Annotated in this window: 17 protein-coding genes, 1 tRNA gene and 1 pseudogene; 11 read left to right on the top strand and 8 right to left on the bottom strand. The window is 70.7% G+C overall.

All coding sequences use genetic code 11. The features are described 5' to 3' along the window. The first annotated feature begins 135 nt into the window (after positions 1 to 135). Positions 136 to 1482 (top strand): hypothetical protein, encoded by a 1347-nt coding sequence (locus tag ABIA33_RS19255; RefSeq protein ID WP_370083170.1) that lies wholly within the window; start codon positions 136 to 138, stop codon positions 1480 to 1482. A 138-nt stretch (positions 1483 to 1620) separates the two neighbouring features. Here ABIA33_RS19255 and ABIA33_RS19260 read toward each other — a convergent pair whose 3' ends face one another. Beyond that, complete coding sequence (locus ABIA33_RS19260; RefSeq protein WP_370083172.1) at positions 1621 to 2343, bottom strand: thiol:disulfide interchange protein DsbA/DsbL; 723 nt, start codon at positions 2341 to 2343, stop codon at positions 1621 to 1623. Between the two features lie 361 nt (positions 2344 to 2704). Between ABIA33_RS19260 and ABIA33_RS19265 the strand changes: the two genes are divergently transcribed. Further along, a complete protein-coding gene (locus tag ABIA33_RS19265; RefSeq protein ID WP_370083174.1) occupies positions 2705 to 4375 on the top strand; it encodes an ABC-F family ATP-binding cassette domain-containing protein in 1671 nt (556 codons plus the stop codon). A 96-nt stretch (positions 4376 to 4471) separates the two neighbouring features. On the opposite strand, the gene ABIA33_RS19270 is transcribed toward ABIA33_RS19265, so the two are convergent. Further along, positions 4472 to 5122, bottom strand: coding sequence for a hypothetical protein (locus tag ABIA33_RS19270; protein ID WP_370083176.1), 651 nt, complete (start codon positions 5120 to 5122; stop codon positions 4472 to 4474). A gap of 268 nt (positions 5123 to 5390) precedes the next feature. Here ABIA33_RS19270 and ABIA33_RS19275 point away from each other — a divergent pair, with 268 nt between their 5' ends. Then, a complete protein-coding gene (locus tag ABIA33_RS19275) occupies positions 5391 to 6995 on the top strand; it encodes an acyl-CoA carboxylase subunit beta (RefSeq protein ID WP_370083178.1) in 1605 nt (534 codons plus the stop codon). An 86-nt stretch (positions 6996 to 7081) separates the two neighbouring features. Next, complete coding sequence (locus ABIA33_RS19280) at positions 7082 to 7294, top strand: acyl-CoA carboxylase epsilon subunit (RefSeq protein ID WP_370083180.1); 213 nt, start codon at positions 7082 to 7084, stop codon at positions 7292 to 7294. Positions 7295 to 7401: 107 nt separating this feature from the next. Here the strand turns inward: ABIA33_RS19280 and ABIA33_RS19285 are convergent, their stop codons facing one another. The 3 genes from ABIA33_RS19285 to ABIA33_RS19295 form a co-directional block, all read right to left on the bottom strand. Further along, the gene (locus ABIA33_RS19285; protein ID WP_370083182.1) at positions 7402 to 8667 is read right to left on the bottom strand and encodes a chitinase; all 1266 of its coding nucleotides are present in this window, start codon (positions 8665 to 8667) and stop codon (positions 7402 to 7404) included. Positions 8668 to 8791: 124 nt separating this feature from the next. Further along, the gene (locus ABIA33_RS19290) at positions 8792 to 9658 is read right to left on the bottom strand and encodes a 1-aminocyclopropane-1-carboxylate deaminase/D-cysteine desulfhydrase (RefSeq protein WP_370083184.1); all 867 of its coding nucleotides are present in this window, start codon (positions 9656 to 9658) and stop codon (positions 8792 to 8794) included. Beyond that, positions 9655 to 10758, bottom strand: coding sequence for an LLM class flavin-dependent oxidoreductase (locus tag ABIA33_RS19295; RefSeq protein ID WP_370083186.1), 1104 nt, complete (start codon positions 10756 to 10758; stop codon positions 9655 to 9657). Before ABIA33_RS19295 ends, ABIA33_RS19290 begins: the two co-directional genes overlap by 4 nt. Before the next feature lie 211 nt (positions 10759 to 10969). On the opposite strand from ABIA33_RS19295, the gene ABIA33_RS19300 reads away from it, so the two are divergent. The 6 genes and pseudogenes from ABIA33_RS19300 to ABIA33_RS19325 all read left to right on the top strand — a co-directional run bounded on the left by ABIA33_RS19300 (position 10970) and on the right by ABIA33_RS19325 (position 14148). After that, the gene (locus ABIA33_RS19300) at positions 10970 to 11611 is read left to right on the top strand and encodes a GPP34 family phosphoprotein (RefSeq protein WP_370083188.1); all 642 of its coding nucleotides are present in this window, start codon (positions 10970 to 10972) and stop codon (positions 11609 to 11611) included. A 95-nt stretch (positions 11612 to 11706) separates the two neighbouring features. After that, positions 11707 to 11780: transfer RNA gene (locus tag ABIA33_RS19305), tRNA-Lys, on the top strand. Between the two features lie 299 nt (positions 11781 to 12079). After that, positions 12080 to 12310, top strand: a pseudogene (locus tag ABIA33_RS19310) (hypothetical protein); the annotation flags it as partial. A 291-nt stretch (positions 12311 to 12601) separates the two neighbouring features. Continuing rightward, positions 12602 to 12817, top strand: coding sequence for a tautomerase family protein (locus ABIA33_RS19315; protein ID WP_370083190.1), 216 nt, complete (start codon positions 12602 to 12604; stop codon positions 12815 to 12817). Positions 12818 to 12894: 77 nt separating this feature from the next. Then, the gene (locus ABIA33_RS19320; protein WP_370083192.1) at positions 12895 to 13776 is read left to right on the top strand and encodes a helix-turn-helix transcriptional regulator; all 882 of its coding nucleotides are present in this window, start codon (positions 12895 to 12897) and stop codon (positions 13774 to 13776) included. Between the two features lie 102 nt (positions 13777 to 13878). After that, positions 13879 to 14148: a hypothetical protein gene (locus tag ABIA33_RS19325; protein ID WP_370083194.1), complete on the top strand. Its 270-nt coding sequence runs from the start codon at positions 13879 to 13881 to the stop codon at positions 14146 to 14148. 417 nt (positions 14149 to 14565) lie between these two features. Here the strand turns inward: ABIA33_RS19325 and ABIA33_RS19330 are convergent, their stop codons facing one another. Next, complete coding sequence (locus ABIA33_RS19330; protein WP_370083196.1) at positions 14566 to 16158, bottom strand: hypothetical protein; 1593 nt, start codon at positions 16156 to 16158, stop codon at positions 14566 to 14568. 31 nt (positions 16159 to 16189) lie between these two features. Here ABIA33_RS19330 and ABIA33_RS19335 point away from each other — a divergent pair, with 31 nt between their 5' ends. After that, positions 16190 to 16312: a hypothetical protein gene (locus tag ABIA33_RS19335; RefSeq protein ID WP_370083198.1), complete on the top strand. Its 123-nt coding sequence runs from the start codon at positions 16190 to 16192 to the stop codon at positions 16310 to 16312. Here ABIA33_RS19335 and ABIA33_RS19340 read toward each other — a convergent pair. After that, positions 16309 to 16464: a hypothetical protein gene (locus tag ABIA33_RS19340; protein ID WP_370083200.1), complete on the bottom strand. Its 156-nt coding sequence runs from the start codon at positions 16462 to 16464 to the stop codon at positions 16309 to 16311. The genes ABIA33_RS19335 and ABIA33_RS19340 overlap by 4 nt on opposite strands. Before the next feature lie 738 nt (positions 16465 to 17202). Further along, positions 17203 to 17388, bottom strand: coding sequence for a DUF1963 domain-containing protein (locus ABIA33_RS19345; protein WP_370083202.1), 186 nt, complete (start codon positions 17386 to 17388; stop codon positions 17203 to 17205). Between the last annotated feature and the right edge of the window lie 3 nt (positions 17389 to 17391).

The following is a 17391-nucleotide window of genomic DNA, read 5'->3' on the forward strand; positions in this document are numbered from 1 at the left end:
CCGCGTTCGCTCAGTGTCCGTCGCGATGTCGTCCGACCGTCACCTCGGCTGCCTACGCTCGACACCGTGACCGCGCCGTCCGTCCCGCGTTCGACCTCGAGCACGCCGCCATCAGCTGGGTCGATGTCGGGGTCGTTGCCTGCGCCTTCAGTCGAACCGCGGCAGCCGGGGAGGCCGAAGCGCCGCCGGCTCACCCCCGTACTGCGGCTGCGCGCCCAGGCCACCGCCGCGCTGCTGCTGATCGCCGCGCTGCTGGCCACCGCACTGGCGGCCTTCGCCACCGCCGGCACGGACCTGCACCGGCTCTCCGCCGTCTCGGAACCTCGCGCCACGGCCACCGCCGACCTGTACCAGGCGCTCGCGGACCTGGACGCCCAGCACGCCAAGTCGCTGGTGGTCGGTTACTCCGCCACGCCGCCGCCGGACGGACAGCCGGCCACGCTCGTCGACGACGGCGTCCTCGCCGCCATCACCGCGCAGACGGACCGCCGCCAGGCCGGTCGCGATCTCGCCTCGCTGGCCGCGTCCGGTGCCTCGGACCAGCAGGACCGGAACCAGCAGGACGTGCTGGCACTGCTGGACGGACTCGCCTCGTACGACGCGCTGACCGGGACCGAGGAGTACTCGGCGACGAGCCAGCCGAACCCGATCGTCGGCCGCCCGCCGGACCTGGCGCTGGACTACTACGACCAGGCCGAGAGCATGCTGCAACAGACCCTGCTGCCACGGGTGCAGAGCCTCCTCGCGTCGGCGGACCGGCAGGTGGCGGCCGACCGGGGTGTGGCGCAGGGCGACGCCCGCCACGGGGCGCTGCTGCTGGTCGCGCTGGGAGCGGTCGCTCTCGGGCTGATGCTCTGGTGGCAGCTCGATCTGACACGCCGTCATCGTCGGCTCCTCAACCCGCCACTGCTCCTGGCGAGCGCGTCGGTGCTGGCCGTCGCGCTGGCGGGCGGGTTCGCGCTGCTGGGCGCCGCCTCCGAGGCCGGCGCCGCAGTGAGCTCGGGCTACGCACCCTACGCGGTGGTCGCGCAGGCGCAGGTCGCGGCGGCGGACGCCGAGGCGGTGCAGAGCCGCTGGCTCGTGGACGACGCCTACCGGCCCTCGCTGCAGCGGCAGTTCACGGACCTGACGCAGCGCCTGCACGCCCTCCTGGGTCCTCAGAGCACCGCATCGGTGGCGCGTACCCAGGCCGACTACCTCGCCGCCGACACCACCCTCCGTTCGCTCGCCGAATCCGGGCAACTCGACCGGGCCGCAGTGCAGCTGACCGGGGTGACCCGGGGCGAGGTGGCGTTCGCGTACTTCGACTTCAGCAGCCGGCTCGGAGAGCTGGCCGCGCAACGGTCCGCTGTCTTCGACCATCGGGCCGCCGCTGCCGCCGACGACCTGTCCGGCTGGACGGCGATTCCCTCCGCGCTGCTCGGTGCCGCTCTCCTGCTGGTCGTGGTGGGCGTGAGGCCCCGACTGGCTGAGTTCGCCTGAGCCCGCACCCGCCCGCACCCGCCCGCACCCGCCCGCACCGCTCGCACCGCCGCCCGCACCCCGCCCGCACCGCCCGCACCGCCGCCCGCACCGCGCCCGCCCGCCGCGCTGACGATCCGGCCTCGCCGTCCGCGACGGTCAGTGCGCGGCTCGCGTCGTCCGCTGCACCAGCGAGTCGACCACCGGCACCGTCCCGTCCACACCCCCGGACGCGATGAACGGCGAGGTGCGGTACGTACCGCCGACCACGACGCTCGGCATCTCGTGCACCTCGTAGCGCTCCCGCAGCGCCGGGGCCTGCTGCACCTCCTGCCGCACCTCGGGCGAGTTCCACGCCGCCAGGACCTGCCGCGGGTCGAGTTCCTGCTGCTCCGCCCAGGCGCGCAGGGAGTCCTCCTGGATCAGCTCCACCCGCTGGTCGCGCACCGCGTGGAACACCTGCAGGGCGAGCCGGTCCGCCAGGCCGAGCCGGTCGAGGGTGTAGTAGAGCCGCGCGTACCCCATCATCCGCGGCTGGTCCGGCCACGCGGCCGGGATGTGGCGGATCGTCACGGGAGGCTTCTGGCGCGCGGCCCAGGCCTGCAGCGGGGCCTCCAGCTGGTACGAGTGCTGGCAGTCGTACCAGAACACCTCCATCACCTCGCGGGACGAGGTGGGCACCGGGTGCTGGAGCCGGACGTACCCCGCGCTCTCGCCGGGCGTTGTGGCGGCGGACCCGGCGGGGGCCTGCAGGCTGACGAGCGAGGCGGCGAGGGTGAGCGCGGCGAGCGCGCGCAGCAGCGGCTTCCCGGTCAGCTGCCCCATCGAGTTCCAGGTCGACTTTCCGGTCGAGTTTCCGGCGGTGTTCTTGGTGGTCGTCATGGGGGCACCATGGCAACCCGGTACCCGGCGCGGCGAGTGGACACGGCGGTGTCCGCGCGCATTCGCTCGTACGGGCGCGAGGACACGGGCGGTGGGGCGAAATTCCGTTGTCGTCAGCCGGCCGCCCGCCTACGCTGACTCCGGTACCTGATCAACAGGTCACCGATGCCGCCCGACAGGAGTAGGCCGTTGCTCGTCTGAGCTCGGAGACACCGCACCCGCGCCGGTCCACCGCGACCGGTGCCGTGGTCGCGCGCGCCCGAACTCGGCGACGAGCCGTCCTCGTCACGCTCCGTCCGCGCGCCCCGCTGTGTCTCCCTCCGTGTTGCCACTGGTCCACAACCAACACCGGGAGCCGCTCATGCATCCGCATACCAACGCCCGCACCAACGCGCGCACCAACGCCCACGCCCACGGCCAGTCACCCGCGTCGCTCGGCTGCGCCGGGCTCCGCTTCGGCTGGCCCGACGGCCGGCTGCTGTTCGACGGGTTCGACTTCGCCGTCAGCCCCGGCCGCACCGGACTGGTCGGTGTCAACGGGTCCGGCAAGTCCACCCTGCTCCGCCTCCTCGCGGGCGAACTGCGGCCGGAGTCCGGCACCGTGCGGGTCCGGGGCAGCCTCGGCTTTCTGGCGCAGGACCTCGCCCTCGACGCCGGGCTCACGGTCGCCGAGGCGCTGGGACTCGACCGGGTCAGGGCCGCCCTGCAGGCCATCGAGGCCGGGGACGCGTCCGAGCAGAACTACGCCCTGGTCGGCGACGACTGGGACGTCGAGGAGCGTACCCGGGCCACCCTGGACCGGCTCGGCCTGGACGGGGCGGACCTGGACCGGCGGGTCGGACAGCTCTCCGGCGGGGAGTCCGTCCTGCTCGGCCTCGCCGGGCAGTTGCTGCGCCGGCCCGACGTCCTGCTGCTGGACGAGCCCACCAACAACCTCGACCGGGCTGCCCGGCAGCGCCTCTACGACGCCGTCGACACCTGGAAGGGCGTCCTGGTCGTGGTCAGCCACGACCGGGAGCTGCTCGAACTGGTGGACCGTATCGCCGATCTGCGGTCGGGTCAGATCCACTGGTACGGAGGCAACTTCAGTGACTACGAGCAGGCGGTCGAGGTCGAGCAGGAGGCCGCCGAACGGATGGTCCGGGTCGCCGGAGCGGAGGTGAAGCGGCAACGGCGCGAACTCGTCGAGGCCCAGGAGAAGCTGGCCCGACGCAAGCGTTTCGGACAGAAGATGTACGACAGCAAACGCGAGCCGCGCATCGTCATGAAGCAGCGCCAGCGGAGCGCCCAGGAGTCGGCCGGCAGGCACCGCGTCATGCACCAGGAGAAGGTCGCCGACGCCAGGGAACGGCTCTCCGAGGCGGAACTCGCGGTCCGCGCCGACCCGGAGATCCGGGTCGACCTGGCCGCGACCGAGGTCCCGGCCGGACGGACCGTGCTCACTCTCAGGGACGTCTGCCCCCGCTACGCGCCGCCCGGCACCAGCCTGACGCTGGAGCTGCGCGGTCCGGAGCGGATCGCGCTGGTCGGCGGCAACGGCGCGGGCAAGACCACGCTGCTGCGCACCATCACCGGGGAGCTGCCACCGCTCGGTGGCGAGGTGCTGCCGTTCGTACCGCTGCGCTACCTGCCACAGCGGCTGGACGTGCTCGACGACGGGCTCAGCGTCGTCGGGAACGTGGCCCGGCTCGCGCCCGCCGCCGGGGACAACGCGATCCGGGCCCGGCTCGCCCGCTTCCTGTTCCGGGGCGCCGGCGCCGAGCAGCCGGTGGCGACGCTGTCGGGCGGGGAGCGCTTCCGGGCGACGCTGGCGGCGCTGATGCTGGCGGAGCCCGCACCGCAACTGCTGCTGCTGGACGAGCCGACCAACAACCTCGACCTGGCCAGCGTCCGGCAGCTGGCGACGGCCCTCGCCTCGTACCGGGGCGCGCTCGTGGTCGCCAGCCACGACCTGCCGTTCCTGCGGAGCATCGGCGTCGACCGCTGGCTGCTGCTGGACGGCGACGGGCTGAGCCCGAGCCCGGCCCTGTAGCGGTCCACCAGACAGGAGACCCGCCCGGCGCGACTGCGCGGGGCGGGTCTCTGCGGTCTCTGGACTCCGGGAGGACTCCGGGATTGCGGGGACGGGTCAGCCGCCGGTGGTGCTGGTCGCGGCCGCGGCCGGGACCTTGATCGCGGTGGTGAACCAGTCGAAGTACATCGCACCGGAGATGAACAGGCCGATCACGCCGAGCGCCAGCGCGGCCCAGGCCACGGCCTGGATCCAGGTCGGCAGGGGCTTGGCGGCGAGGAACTTCCCGGCGAACAGCACACCGATCGCGACGATGACGGCGACCACGGCGAAGATGCCGTTGAACTCCGCCATCTTGTGCCACGGGTTGGTGTACTCCTGCTGCAGCATCACCGCCGCCGTCTTGCCGCTGGCGGCGATGTTGCCGACCAGCTGCTGGCGGTCGAAGATCAGGGTGCCGAGCCAGGTGCCGGTGATCGAGGCCAGGCCGAGCGCGGCGCCGGTGATCGCGGCGGCGCCGCCCAGGATGCCCTTCGAGGCGGCACCGTCGGCGGTGAGCGCCTCCAGCTCCTCGTCGGTCAGGTCGGTGAGGTCCTTGTCCTCAGGGCTGAGCTGCTCGTGCGGGCGCGGGGTCCAGGTCGGGGCACTCGCCTTCGTGTCCTCTTCGACCTTGGTCAGTGCAATCGTGGCGGAGGACTCGACCGCCGTTGTGTCGCCGCCAGTGGGCTCGGCGGGCTGCGGGATGTCGGTGGGGCTGGAGGTGGACATGCGGGCACCCTAGTGGTGTTTTGTGAAAACCGGATGAACCTTCCACAGATTCGGTTTGACCAAGGAGCCCCAGGTGGGAGGCGTGGGTGCAGGTCGTTGGGCATCTGCTCCTGTTCAGCTCCGCCAGCTATTCGCATCAGGTGTTGTACGGAATCGACCCCTGCATCAACGGGGTCTCCCTCGTAGGGTCGATGAGTGGGCTGGTCCGCATTCCCAACGGCGGGTCGTTCCGAACAGACTTGGAGTACCCAGAGATGGTGGTTCTGCGATGACCGATCTGCGTGAGGCACCTGAGGCAGCACGTCAGGCAACCGCAGCCGGTGGCGACAGCCGCGGGCGGGTCGCCGAGCTGCTCGCCATCCAGGCGCTGGCACAGGCGGGCCCGAGCGAGCGCGCCACGGAGGCGCAGCACGCCAAGGGCAAGCTGACCGCGCGGGAGCGCATCGCCCTGCTGCTGGACGACGGTTCGTTCAACGAGGTCGAGCCGCTGCGCCGGCACCGGGCCACGGGCTTCGGCCTGGAGGCGAAGAAGCCCTACAGCGACGGTGTGATCACCGGCTGGGGCACGGTCCACGGCCGCGTCGTCTTCCTCTACGCGCACGACTTCCGGATCTTCGGCGGGGCGCTGGGCGAGGCCCATGCGCAGAAGATCCACAAGATCATGGACATGGCCATCCAGGCCGGCGCGCCGCTGGTGTCGCTGAACGACGGCGCCGGCGCGCGGATCCAGGAAGGCGTCACCGCGCTCGCCGGGTACGGCGGGATCTTCCAGCGCAACACCCGCGCGTCGGGTGTGATCCCGCAGATCAGCGTGATGCTCGGCCCGTGCGCCGGCGGCGCGGCGTACTCGCCCGCGCTGACCGACTTCGTGTTCATGGTCCGTGAGACCTCGCAGATGTTCATCACCGGCCCCGACGTGGTGCAGGCGGTGACCGGCGAGAAGATCTCGCAGAACGGCCTCGGCGGCGCGGACGTGCACTCCGAGGTGTCCGGAGTGTCGCATTTCGCCTACGACGACGAGCGCAGCTGCCTGGAGGAGGTCCGCTTCCTGCTGTCGCTGCTGCCGCAGAACAACCGGGAGACCCCGCCGGTCGAGCCGACCGAGGACCCCGCCGACCGCCGCTGCGAGGCGCTGCTCGACCTGGTCCCCTCCGACGGCAACCGGCCCTACGACATGCGCAAGGTGATCGAGGAGATCGCCGACGAGGGCCAGTTCATGGAGGTCCACGAGCGCTGGGCGACCAACGTCATCGTCGCCCTCACCCGGATGGACGGACAGGTCGTGGGCATTGTGGCGAACCAGCCGCAGTCCCTCGCCGGGGTGCTGGACATCCACGCCTCGGAGAAGGCCGCGCGCTTCGTCCAGATGTGCGACGCCTTCAACATCCCGCTGATCACCCTGCTGGACGTCCCGGGCTTCCTGCCCGGTGTCGACCAGGAGCACGGCGGCATCATCCGGCACGGTGCCAAGCTGCTCTACGCGTACTGCAACGCCACCGTCCCGCGGATCCAGCTGATCCTGCGCAAGGCCTACGGCGGCGCCTACATCGTCATGGACTCCCGCTCGGTCGGCGCGGACCTGTCCTACGCCTGGCCCACCAACGAGATCGCCGTGATGGGCGCCGAGGGCGCCGCCAACGTCATCTTCCGCCGTCAGATCGCCGAGGCGGACGACCCCGAGGCCATGCGGGCCCAGATGGTCAAGCAGTACAAGGACGAGCTGATGCACCCCTACTACGCCGCCGAACGCGGCCTGGTGGACGACGTCATCGACCCGGCCGCCACCCGCAACGTGCTCATCCGCGCCCTGCACATGCTGCGCAGCAAGCACGCCGACCTGCCGCAGCGCAAGCACGGCAACCCGCCGCAGTAGCCAGTCGACCCGTCGTTCGTCGTCGTCGGCAGCAGCGTCGCCGCCCGCCGGCCCCCAGACCACCTGAGCAGCCCGAGGAGTCAGAAGTGACCACCGTCATCGAACCGTCCACGGACCCGCTGGTCCGCGTCGTCAAGGGCCAGCTGGCCGACGAGGAACTGGCCGCGCTCACCGCCGTCCTGCTGGCCCGTGCCGCCGCCGAGGCCCGGCCCGCCAAGGGTCACGGCCAGCCGCAGGCCCGCTGGCAGCGGCCCGAGCGGCACGGCAACTACCGCTCCCCGGTCAGCTGGCACAGCTGAGGCGGCTGACACAGCCGGCACAGTTGAGACAGCTGACGGCAGCATCTTGAACGGCCTGTGGCCGGACCCCTTTCGGGAGTCCGGCCACAGGCCGTTTCGACGGTCGCTCAGCAGGCGCCGTTGTCCGTCCAGACTCCGGCTGCGCCGCCGGGGACGTCCGCCTGGGTCCACCACTTGGCCGTCCACTTGTGGCCGTTGTAGCTGACGACCATCCCGCCGGTGTACGCGACGGTCGAACTCCACGGCGCGGCGGTGCAGCTACCGCCACCGGTCGGAGTCGGGGTCGGCGTCGGGCTGCTCGTCGGGGTCGAGGTGGGCGTGGGTGTCGGGGTCGGCGTGCCGGTGGGCGGGGTCGCCCCGGCGAACTTCACGCTGAACTTGGTGAAGTCCCAGGCCCCCTGGGCGACGCTGCTGCAGGTCCCGGACGTCGTGCCGTTGTTGTCGGGCGGAGTGCACTGCCGGTCGCGGTTCACCGACCAGTTGGTGTAGCGGGCCAGACCGTGGCTGGTGGCGAAGTCCAGCACCGACTGGAAGTCGGCCTGGTAGAAGTACTCGCCGCTGTCGCTGCGCCCGTTCATCATCGAGATGCCCTCGTGGGCGTACGCGGTGGCCGAGCTCCAGCCGAAGGTGTTCATCAGCAGGGTGTTGAACGACTGCAGCGCCGAGATCTGCGAGGACGCGCCGCTGAAGCCGCCGTCGAAGGGCATGATCGAGAAGTTGTTCGGCGTGAAGCCGTCCGCCTTGGCCTGGTTGAGCATCTGCTGGCCGAACCAGCCGGTGCCCGCGGCGGTGCCGGGCGTGGTCACCGACACATACAGGCCGGGGTTGTTCTGCTGCAGGATCTGCGCCGCACCGACCTCGTTGGCGACGGCGGACGTGTTCTCGTACTCCGGCTCCTCCAGGTCGAAGTCGATGGCGTGCAGCCCGTACTTCGTGATGACCTGCTGGTACGCGGCCGCGGTCGCGGCCGGGGAACCGCAGGTCTGGCCGAGCTTGGTGCCGCCGTAGCCGCCGATGGAGACGGAGACGTCGCCGCCGGCCGCGCGGATGGAGCTGATCGTCGCGGCGACGGCGGTGTCGGAGGAGACCGCGGCCGTCCCGCCCCAGGTGGGCGTACAGCCACCGCCGTTGGGCGCGAGGACGAAGGCGAGCTGGAACGCCTTGAGGCCGGTGGCAGCCATCACGTCTGTGGGGTTCGGGGGGTTGTTGTCCAGCGGCATCAGATAGGGCGCGGCCGCGTACCAGTTGCTACTGAGCGCGGACGTCGTGGTGCTGGCCTGCGCGCTGCTGCCGCCTGCGGCGATCAGCGCGGTTGCGGCGAGCCCGGCCGTGGCGAGCGCGGCCAGGGCACGGGAGGGAGTCGTACGGAACACCGGGGCTCCTCGTGGGGGAGAGGATGAGAGGTCTGTACCAGCGCCCACCATGGAGGAGATGTCCGCAGCACGTCAAGAGGATGGACTAGACCTAGGACTAGACCAATTCCCTGTTGAGGTCCGCTTAACCCGCGAGCACCAGGGCCACCGTCGAGCCCCGCCGGAACGCGCCCGTGCCCAGGCCCGCCAGGATGCCGTGCAGAGCCTTCGCCTCGTAGCCGAGATCCAGCCGGATCCCGTGCCGCTCCTCGAAGTCGGCCGCGAACGCCACCAGTTCGGGAGTGGTTCGCCCGTAGCCGCCGAAGTGACTGCCGTGATCGATGCGCCAGTTGGGCGTGCGCCTGCCGAAGGCCGCCAGCTGCAGCGCCTCCGTCTCGGCCTCCAGCGGCGCGTGCTTGAGCGCCGCGAAGCCCACCGCCCGCTGCCCGGGGGCGAGTCCGGACGCGAGCCCGGCCAGCGTCCCGCCGGTACCCACCGAGCAGCAGACGACATCGGCGCCGGACTCGGCCAACTCCCGTCCCAGCGCCACGCATCCGCGAACTCCGGCGGCGTTGCTGCCGCCCTCCGGGACGACCAGGGCGGGACCGTGCCGGTGCAGGAGTCCGGCCACCACCTCGGCGGACATCCGCGCCCGCCAGGTGGCCCGGTCCATGAAGTCGAGTTCCATGCCCCAGGCCGCCGCCTGGGCCAGCGAGGCGTTCAGAGGCCGGCCCCGCAGCTCGTCGCCGCGTACCACACCGACGGTGCGCAGACCCGCCGCGCGCCCGGCGGCCGCAGTCGCGCGCAGATGGTTGGAGTACGCGCCGCCGAAGGTCAGCACGGTGTCGTGGCCCGCCGCCCGCGCCTCGGCGAGATTGGGCAGCAGCTTGCGCCACTTGTTGCCGGGGACGGTGGGGTGGATCAGGTCGTCCCGTTTCAGCAGCAGCCGCACCCCGGCCACGGCCGGCCGATCGTCCGTCAACTCCTGCAGCGGAGAGGGGACTCCGCTCACCCGAGCAGCCCGTACGCCTGCGCGATCAGCTCGTACGAGCGGTGCCGGGCCTCGTGGCCGTGGATGTTGCTGGTGATCATCAGCTCGTCGGCCCCGGTGCGCTTGCGCAGATCGAGCAGACCCTCGCGGACCTGCTCGGGCTCGCCGAGCACGACGTTCGCCAGCCAGGAGTCGACGAACTCCCGCTCCAGCTCGGTGTACGGGTACGCCTCGGCCTCCTCGGCCGTCGGGATCAGCCCGGGCTGTCCGCGCCGCAGCCGCAGCATCCCCAGCGCCCCGGAACCGGCCAGCCGCCGCGCCTGCTCCGACGTGTCGGCGGCGACCGCGCCCACGCCGATCAGCGTGTAGGGCTCAGCCAGCACTACCGAGGGACGGAAGGAGTCCCGGTACAGGTCCAGCGCGGGGACGGTGTTTCCGGCGCTGAAGTGGTGAGCGAAGGCGAAGGGCAGCCCGAGCCGGCCGGCGAGCTGGGCGCTGAAACCGGACGACCCCAGCAGCCAGATCGGCGGACGGCCGCTGCCCGGCGCGCTCGCCTCCCCCGGCACGGCGCGCAGCCGGTGGTACGGGTGCCCGGCCGGGAAGTCCGCGTCCAGGAACCGGGTCAGCTCGCTGAGCTGCTGCGGGAACTCCTCGGCGGACTCGTCCAGGACACCGCGCCGCAGCGCCCGCGCGGTCGCCGGGTCGGTACCGGGGGCCCGGCCGAGGCCGAGGTCTATCCGGCCCGGGTGCAGCGCGTGCAGGGTGCCGAACTGCTCGGCGATCACCAGCGGCGCGTGGTTCGGCAGCATCACGCCGCCCGAGCCCAGCCGGATGCTCTGCGTCGCGGCGGCCAGGTGCGCCAGCAGCACAGCCGGCGCGGAGCTGGCCACGCCGGGCATACCGTGATGCTCGGCCACCCAGAAGCGGTGGTACCCCCACGCCTCGGCCTTGCGGGCGAGCTCGGTCGTCGCGGCCAGGGCCTGGCTGGGTGTGTAGCCCGCGCCGACGGTGGCGAGGTCCAGGATGGACAGCGGCGTCTCCGCGCTGCCGCGCACCCGGCCGGGGATCTGCGCGGCCAGACTGACCGGCTCGGACGGTACGGACGGGTCGGGCTGGCTCACGGCGGTGCTCCCACGGATACGGCGACGGCTACGGCCTGGACCGGCACGGACCGCGGCCGGGGCCGCGTCCGCTGCGACGGACCTGACATGGCTGGCAACCGGCAAACCCCCGGGTCTGTTCCCACGCCTCCGTCCCATCGCGTGTCCGCCCGCGGCAGAACATCGGCGCAGAACGGTTCGCGGCGCCGCGCCGCGGGGGAGTAGCCAGACGATGGATGCCTATCGCACCTCTCTGCCCGAGGACCTTCTCCTGCTCTGCGTGGAACCGGTGAGCGGTCGGCTGCGTCAGCCGAGCCTGTTCCATCTCGCCCTGGCCGGTGGCGTCCTCGCGGAACTGCTGGCCGCCGAGGCGGCCGTGCTCGACGGTCGGCGGCTCGTCCTGAGCCGGACGGCTCCGCTGGGGCACCCCGCGCTGGACGACGCTGTGCGGGTGCTGAACGCCACAGCCGCTCCACCGCGCGGGGCGACCCTCTCCCGTTGCCTGCACCGGCTCGGCCGCAGGGTCGCGGCGCCGTACCTGGACTCTCTGATCCAGCGCGGCCTGCTGCAGCCGCAGAGCCACAAACTGCTCGGCCTGATCCCGGTCACCCGCTACACCGCTGCCGACCGCAGCGCCCACGACGCCTGCGTCGCCCTGGTCGCGGACGCCGTCCTCGACCCCAACGCCCCGGCCCGCACCCTCCAGCTCGCCGCCCTCGCTCACGCAGGCGACCTGTCCCGACGCCTCTACCCCGGCCGAGCCAACCGCCCGGCCCAGCGCCGCCTCGCCGACCTGGCCCGCCTCGACCCCGTCGCCAAAGCCGTCCGCGACGCCGTCCGCGCCGCCAAGGACACCCAGACGGGCAGCGGCTGACCCCACCCCGCCGGGGGTGGTCACCAGCACCCCCGCAGGTCAGGTAGTATTTCCGTCGTGCCCAGGCAAGAGCGCAAGCAACAGCCGGACACTAAGCGCCGCTAGCTCAGTTGGTTAGAGCAGCTGACTCTTAATCAGCGGGTCCGGGGTTCGAGTCCCTGGCGGCGCACAGCTGAAAGATAGTTTGACCAGGGCTTTCTCGCTACGGCGAGGAGGCCCTGGTCTTTTTTGATCTTGTGGTGGGAGCGTGGTGGGAGCACGGGTACAAGATCGTTACATGGGGGCTGGGCTGGGCACGGACCGAGCGCTCCTGCGTCCGACGGTTCCCGGCCTCTCTGTGAGGGTGGTGGGGACTGACTTCGCCGAGCCGCTGATGTTCCATCAACTCGGTATTCCATGCGGCACTTGTGAGGACGATCTCTCGCCGTCCCTACTGGCTGGCCGAACGGACTTGCGTCGCGGTGATGTCCGGTCCTGTCCGCCGCCCAGCGCAAGACCGGGCGGGAACTGGGCTCGGCCTCCGCGGTCGCCGACTCCAAGCAGACCCTGCTGTGCACCTACCTGTCCACAGTGCTGTCGGCCGGACTGCTCACCAATGCCGCCCTGGGTTGGTCCTGGGCCGACCCCATCAGCGTCCCGGCCATCTTCGACCCTGGGCGCACGCGTGGGGGGACCGCTGTGAGCATCGGGTCGCGGTAGCCGGGAACGAGGCTGGGGTCGGCGACACCAGGGTGAGTACACCCTGGTTAGTTGCGAGGACACCGGCGATGGTGGAGATCACGACGGGGCGCCAAGTCCCGACTTCCTCCTCGAAAGCGGCACGCATCTACATGGATCCCGGCCGCGACGGCAGCGAAGTCGTCTGCGCGGTCGCCGGCCGGGTTCGCGCCGAATTATTCCGCCGCATCGGGCTGGAGGAGCTGCTCACCACGGGCAGCTCCCTGCAACACCCCGCGCCACACCGACATTACGTCACGAGAGGAACACGCCATGCCGTTCGCCAACTTCAAGGTCCCGGAGAAGACCCTCGACGAGAAGCAGAAGGAGCAGATCGTCACCGAGACCACCGAGCTGTACGTCCGGATCTTCGGAGAGCGCGCCCGTGCCAACACGATGGTCCTGGTCGAGGAGGTCGCCGACGGCGGCTGGGGCATCGGCGGCGATGTCCTGACCCTGGCCGAGCTGGCCGCCGGACCGCAGACCTGATCCGCTTCGCACCCCGCACGCAGCCAGGGGACGCCGTCCCCTGGCTGCACCCTTGCCACTGGGAGAGACTCGAAGACATGGACCTGTCCGAACTCGGAACCTTCCTGAAGTCGCGGCGAGACCGGATCACCCCTGCCGAGGCCGGGCTGCCGCCCGGCTCCCGCCGCCGCGTACCGGGCCTGCGCCGCGACGAGGTTGCCCAACTGGCCGGCGCCTCGGTGGAGTACTACACCGAACTGGAGCAGGGGCGCGGCTCCCAACCCACCGTCCAGATGCTCACCGCCCTGGCCCGGGCGCTGCGCCTGGACACTGACGAACGCGACCACTTGTTCTTGCTGGCCGGGCGCCCGGTCGCCGCCGCGGCACGCGGCACCGCGGCGTACGTGCAGCCGGCGATGCTAACCCTGCTCGACCGGCTGGACACCACCCCGGCGCTCATCATTACCGACCTGCATGAGACGCTGGCCCAGAACCGGCTGGCCACCGCACTGCTCGGCCCGCCGGTCACCAGCGCGGGCCCGAAGGCCAGCTTCGTCCACCGCTGGTTCACCGACCCCGGCTCGCGCGGTGTCTATCCGGTCGAGGACCACGCGCACCACTCACGCGTCCTGGTGTCCGATCTGCGCGCTGCCGTGGCCCGCCGGGATCATGACCCCGTGACACGGCAGCTGGTCGGCCGACTGCGGCGGGCCAGCGCCGAATTCGCGCAGCTCTGGGCCAGCGGCGACGTCGCCGTCCGACGCGGCGAGCGCAAGCGGATCATCCACCCGACGCTCGGCGTCGTGGAGATCAACTGCCAGAACCTGTTCAGCGAGGACGGCCGGCAGCGGCTCCAGTTCTACACCGCCCCGCCCGGCGGCCCAGCGGTCGAGCAGCTGCGGCTGCTCGGCGTCATAGGAACCCAAGACCTAACCGGCGGACCGGACATCACCGCGCCGCAAGTCCGTTCAGCCAGCTAGCCCCATTACCGCGTAGTTAGGGCTTGCAGAGCATTGACTACGCGGCATTGCGACAGCCTTCGGTCGCCCCACAGATCCCCCGACGAAGGTTGACTCGCAGCGTTGACCCCACAGACCTCACGTGGCTGGCGTGCGTACCGGGACTTCTATCGTTGGGGCTCCATCTGGAAGGGATCCGCCGTCCACGATCACGCGCGTGACCGGGTGCGCCACCTCGCCTACTCGGGGGGCTGGAAGAAGTTCGAACCGGCATGGGACGCACTCATCCGCTCCCGCCACGTCATGCACGCCCTGCCACTGCTCGAACAGACCCTCTCCGCCTTCGGCGGCCGCCGCTCGCCACCACTTGCCACCGGCGCACCTGTCCAGTAGCGAAGGCCTTGAGCCTCGAACTGACAGGCCATCCCAAGCCGGCAGGGCTGCGATCGAGGCTGGGTGCAGAGCTTTTGAGGGTGTCTGGCACGAGCGTGACCTGCGAGTTCTTGATCCAGCACGGCTACGCCGTGTCAGTTACGCCCGGCACCTGGCTGGCCGTCGCGCATCAGATCGGCCCAAATGTCCTATCGGCCGGGCCGCCGGTCGACCGTCGCCTTACTTTCGGCGCGGCATCGTCGATTCCCGCTGCGACCTACCGGTGATGCTCAGCAGTAGCGCGCTGGTGGATCAGTCCAGGCCCGGGCGGAAGCGGGAGGCGGTGGAGTACGGTTCCCGCCGTCGCGGCAGCAGTCCTGCTGCGCTGCCGCGACGGTACGGGGATCAGGTACGGGTCTGGTCGGGTGGGAGGTCGGGTCAGCCGACGAGGTAGGCGTTGTAGACGGTCTGGACGGAGGTGTCGCCCGCGGTGCCGGTTGCGACGGTGCGCAGCGCGACCGTGCCGGCGATGGTGGGCTCGGGGACGGAGGCGACCCACTGCCAGCCGCTGCGGCGGACGGTGACGGCGTGCCAGGTCCGGCCGTTGTCGTGGGAGGCGTAGACCTGGAGGGACTTGACGGAGTCCGGGGCGAAGTGCTCGCCGCTGCCCGACCAGGGCTCGTCGGTCCGGGCGAGGGTGACCGTGACCGGGGTGGTGATGCCCCGTGTCGCGGCATTGGAGGAGTGCAGGAACGAGGGCGAGAGCTCGGCCAGGTAGCCGGGGGCGACTTGGGTGTGCGCCGGGTCTGCGTAGAAGTGCCAGTCCAGGGTCACGCCGGTGGACAGCTGTGCCGCCTGCAGGCGCGTCGCCGCAACCGTGAGTTCGTACCAGCCGGCTGAGGTGATCTGCGCGGAGAAGGGTGAGGAGCTGCCGAAGGTGTTGGTGAGGGTCTGCCTCTTGAGGACTCTGCCGCTCTTGCTGAGCGTCACCACGTTGCGGGTGTCGGCTGCTCCGTCGGTCCCGGCACTGGCGTCAGCAATGGTCTTGTAGGGCGTGTAGGTCACCGACCGGTTGGTCACGTACGGCAGGCCCGCCGTGGGGCCCCATACCGCACGGCTGAAGTCCTGCCAGTTGCTGCTGCCAGCCGCGAAGGTGCGGGTGGTGGTCGCATCGGTGCCCTGGGCTCCCTGGGAGTTGTATCCCTGCAGCGACCAGCGGCCCGGGGAGACGTAGGCGTTCGAGTTGAAGGGGGTGCCCTGGCCCATGTTCATGTCCGACTGGCCGTAGAGCATGGTCTGGCAGTCGGTGTTCGCAGGCGCGGGGGTCACTCGGAGAGCGTCAACCGGCTGCGCACTCTCGCCGGAGCGCAGGGACACGGACACCTTGGCCATGGACGACTGGCGGAAGGAGGCGTTCGGGCTCGTGGGCAGCCCGCTGGTCTCCTTGGTCACAGCGTAGTAATCGCTGGCGCCAGGCCAAGTGTTCGACGTCCAGGTCTGCATCCAGGCGAAGTGGAAGTACGTCGAGTTGGGGTTGGGGATCTCGAAGATCTCACCCGGCACGTTGTACACGCCCACCTCGCCGGCGATGTCGTTCGCGGGGCAGGCGACGGCGGTCTCCAGCGTGTTGTATTTCGCGGCGGCGCCACCCGAGGTGGCGTCCACGGAGGCCGAGACCCGCTTGCCCCTGCGGGCGTCCAGGGTCAACGAGGTGCTGCCGGAGACGGACACCTGCACGGCCGTGAGTGTGTCGCTCATCCTGAACGGCGAGTTGTCGGGGGTCTCGATGTCGGCGACGACCGCCCACTGCCCCTTGGCGAGCCACACCCGCTTGCCGCTCTTGGCCTGGACGATCTCACCGGTCTGCGTATTGGTGAGGTTCAGATTGGACGAGATCACCGCCCCGTTCCGGCCGAGCGTCGTCACGGTGAGACTGCCGCTGGCGGCCTGAGCGGGGCCAACGGACAGGGTGGTGCAGGTCAAAACCGCGAGGGCGGCGGTGACGGCGAGGCTCAAGCGTTTGCGACGCAAAGGGGGTCCTTCAAGTGTGTAGTGCCACGACATGACAGTGCTGTGCGGTGACTGCGCGCCCGCCTCGTCGGTCCCCGATGCGAAGTGCGGGCTGCTCGTGGTCGCGCTGGACGTGCCGAAGCCGGTCCAGCGCAACCACGGTGACGGGGACTAGTGGGTGACGCGGTAGAACAGCCAGTTGAACGGTGCGGCGCTGTTCTTCGCGTCGCCCTGGTAGGCGATGGCGACGCGAGCCGTGTAACCCGGCAGCAGGCCGTGGTAGAGGATGTCGAAGCTGCTGTTCTGGCGCAGCGTGAACGTGGGCATCTGAACCCCCCCAGGGAAATCGTGCCGGAGCACGGCCGCGGCCGCGGCCGGGGAACTCCCCCGCGCCGACGCGGCCGCGACGATCGAATGGAACGGTACGCCATGGCACCGACAATGCAGCAAGCGGGTTGGGTGCAGATCTTTTGAGGGTCTGGCCCATCAGCGATTTTGTGCGAATCGAGTCCATCGTCGCCATGGAGCCCATCGCGGCCGACCTGCCCGTCTGTCTCTCACGGCGCCCGTTCGTCCGCGTCGGCGCCGTACAGCCGGGCGTAACTGACACGGCGTAGCCGCGCTGGATCAAGAACCCGCAGGTCACGCTCGTGCCAGACACCCTCAAGAGATCTGCACCCATCGAGGCTGGCAGCGGCCGATGGTGGGAGCGTGGTGGGAGCGGCGTCCCCGGTACCGAGTGGAATCCGACGGCACTGACGGTACGTCGGCGCGGCCGTGGCCTGCACGGATGGGCACTCAATGGTCCTGGGCGGCGCTTCCAGGTCCTACCAGCACCTTCCACAAATCAGCTCCTAATCAGCGGGTCCGGGGTTCGAGTCCCTGGCGGCGCACATCGCCCAAGTGGCAAGCAGGATAAGGCGGTTCACCTCTTCGAGGTGGACCGCCTTCGCTCTGTCGGGTCGGTGGTGGGGTGAAGGTGGAGGGCTGGTGGGGAGATCGGTACTCCTGCCCGTGTTGCTGGTTAGGCTCTGAGCTGCTCACGCGGGGCTGGTCTGGTCGGGCTCAGCAGCACTGCCAGGTGAACATGACGGACTCGAAGCCGTTTGCGGCCAGGCCTTCGGGGCGAATCAGCCAGTACAGAGCGCCCCCGTCGCCCCACATTGTGTCGGCGTCGCCTTCGCTGCCGCGGGCCACGACCTTGGACGTGGAAGCGGCCGAGGCATCAGTAGTGACGTGAGTAGATGCCATGAT

This window comes from Streptacidiphilus sp. MAP12-16, assembly GCF_041262165.1.
Taxonomy (GTDB): Bacteria; Actinomycetota; Actinomycetes; order Streptomycetales; family Streptomycetaceae; genus Streptacidiphilus.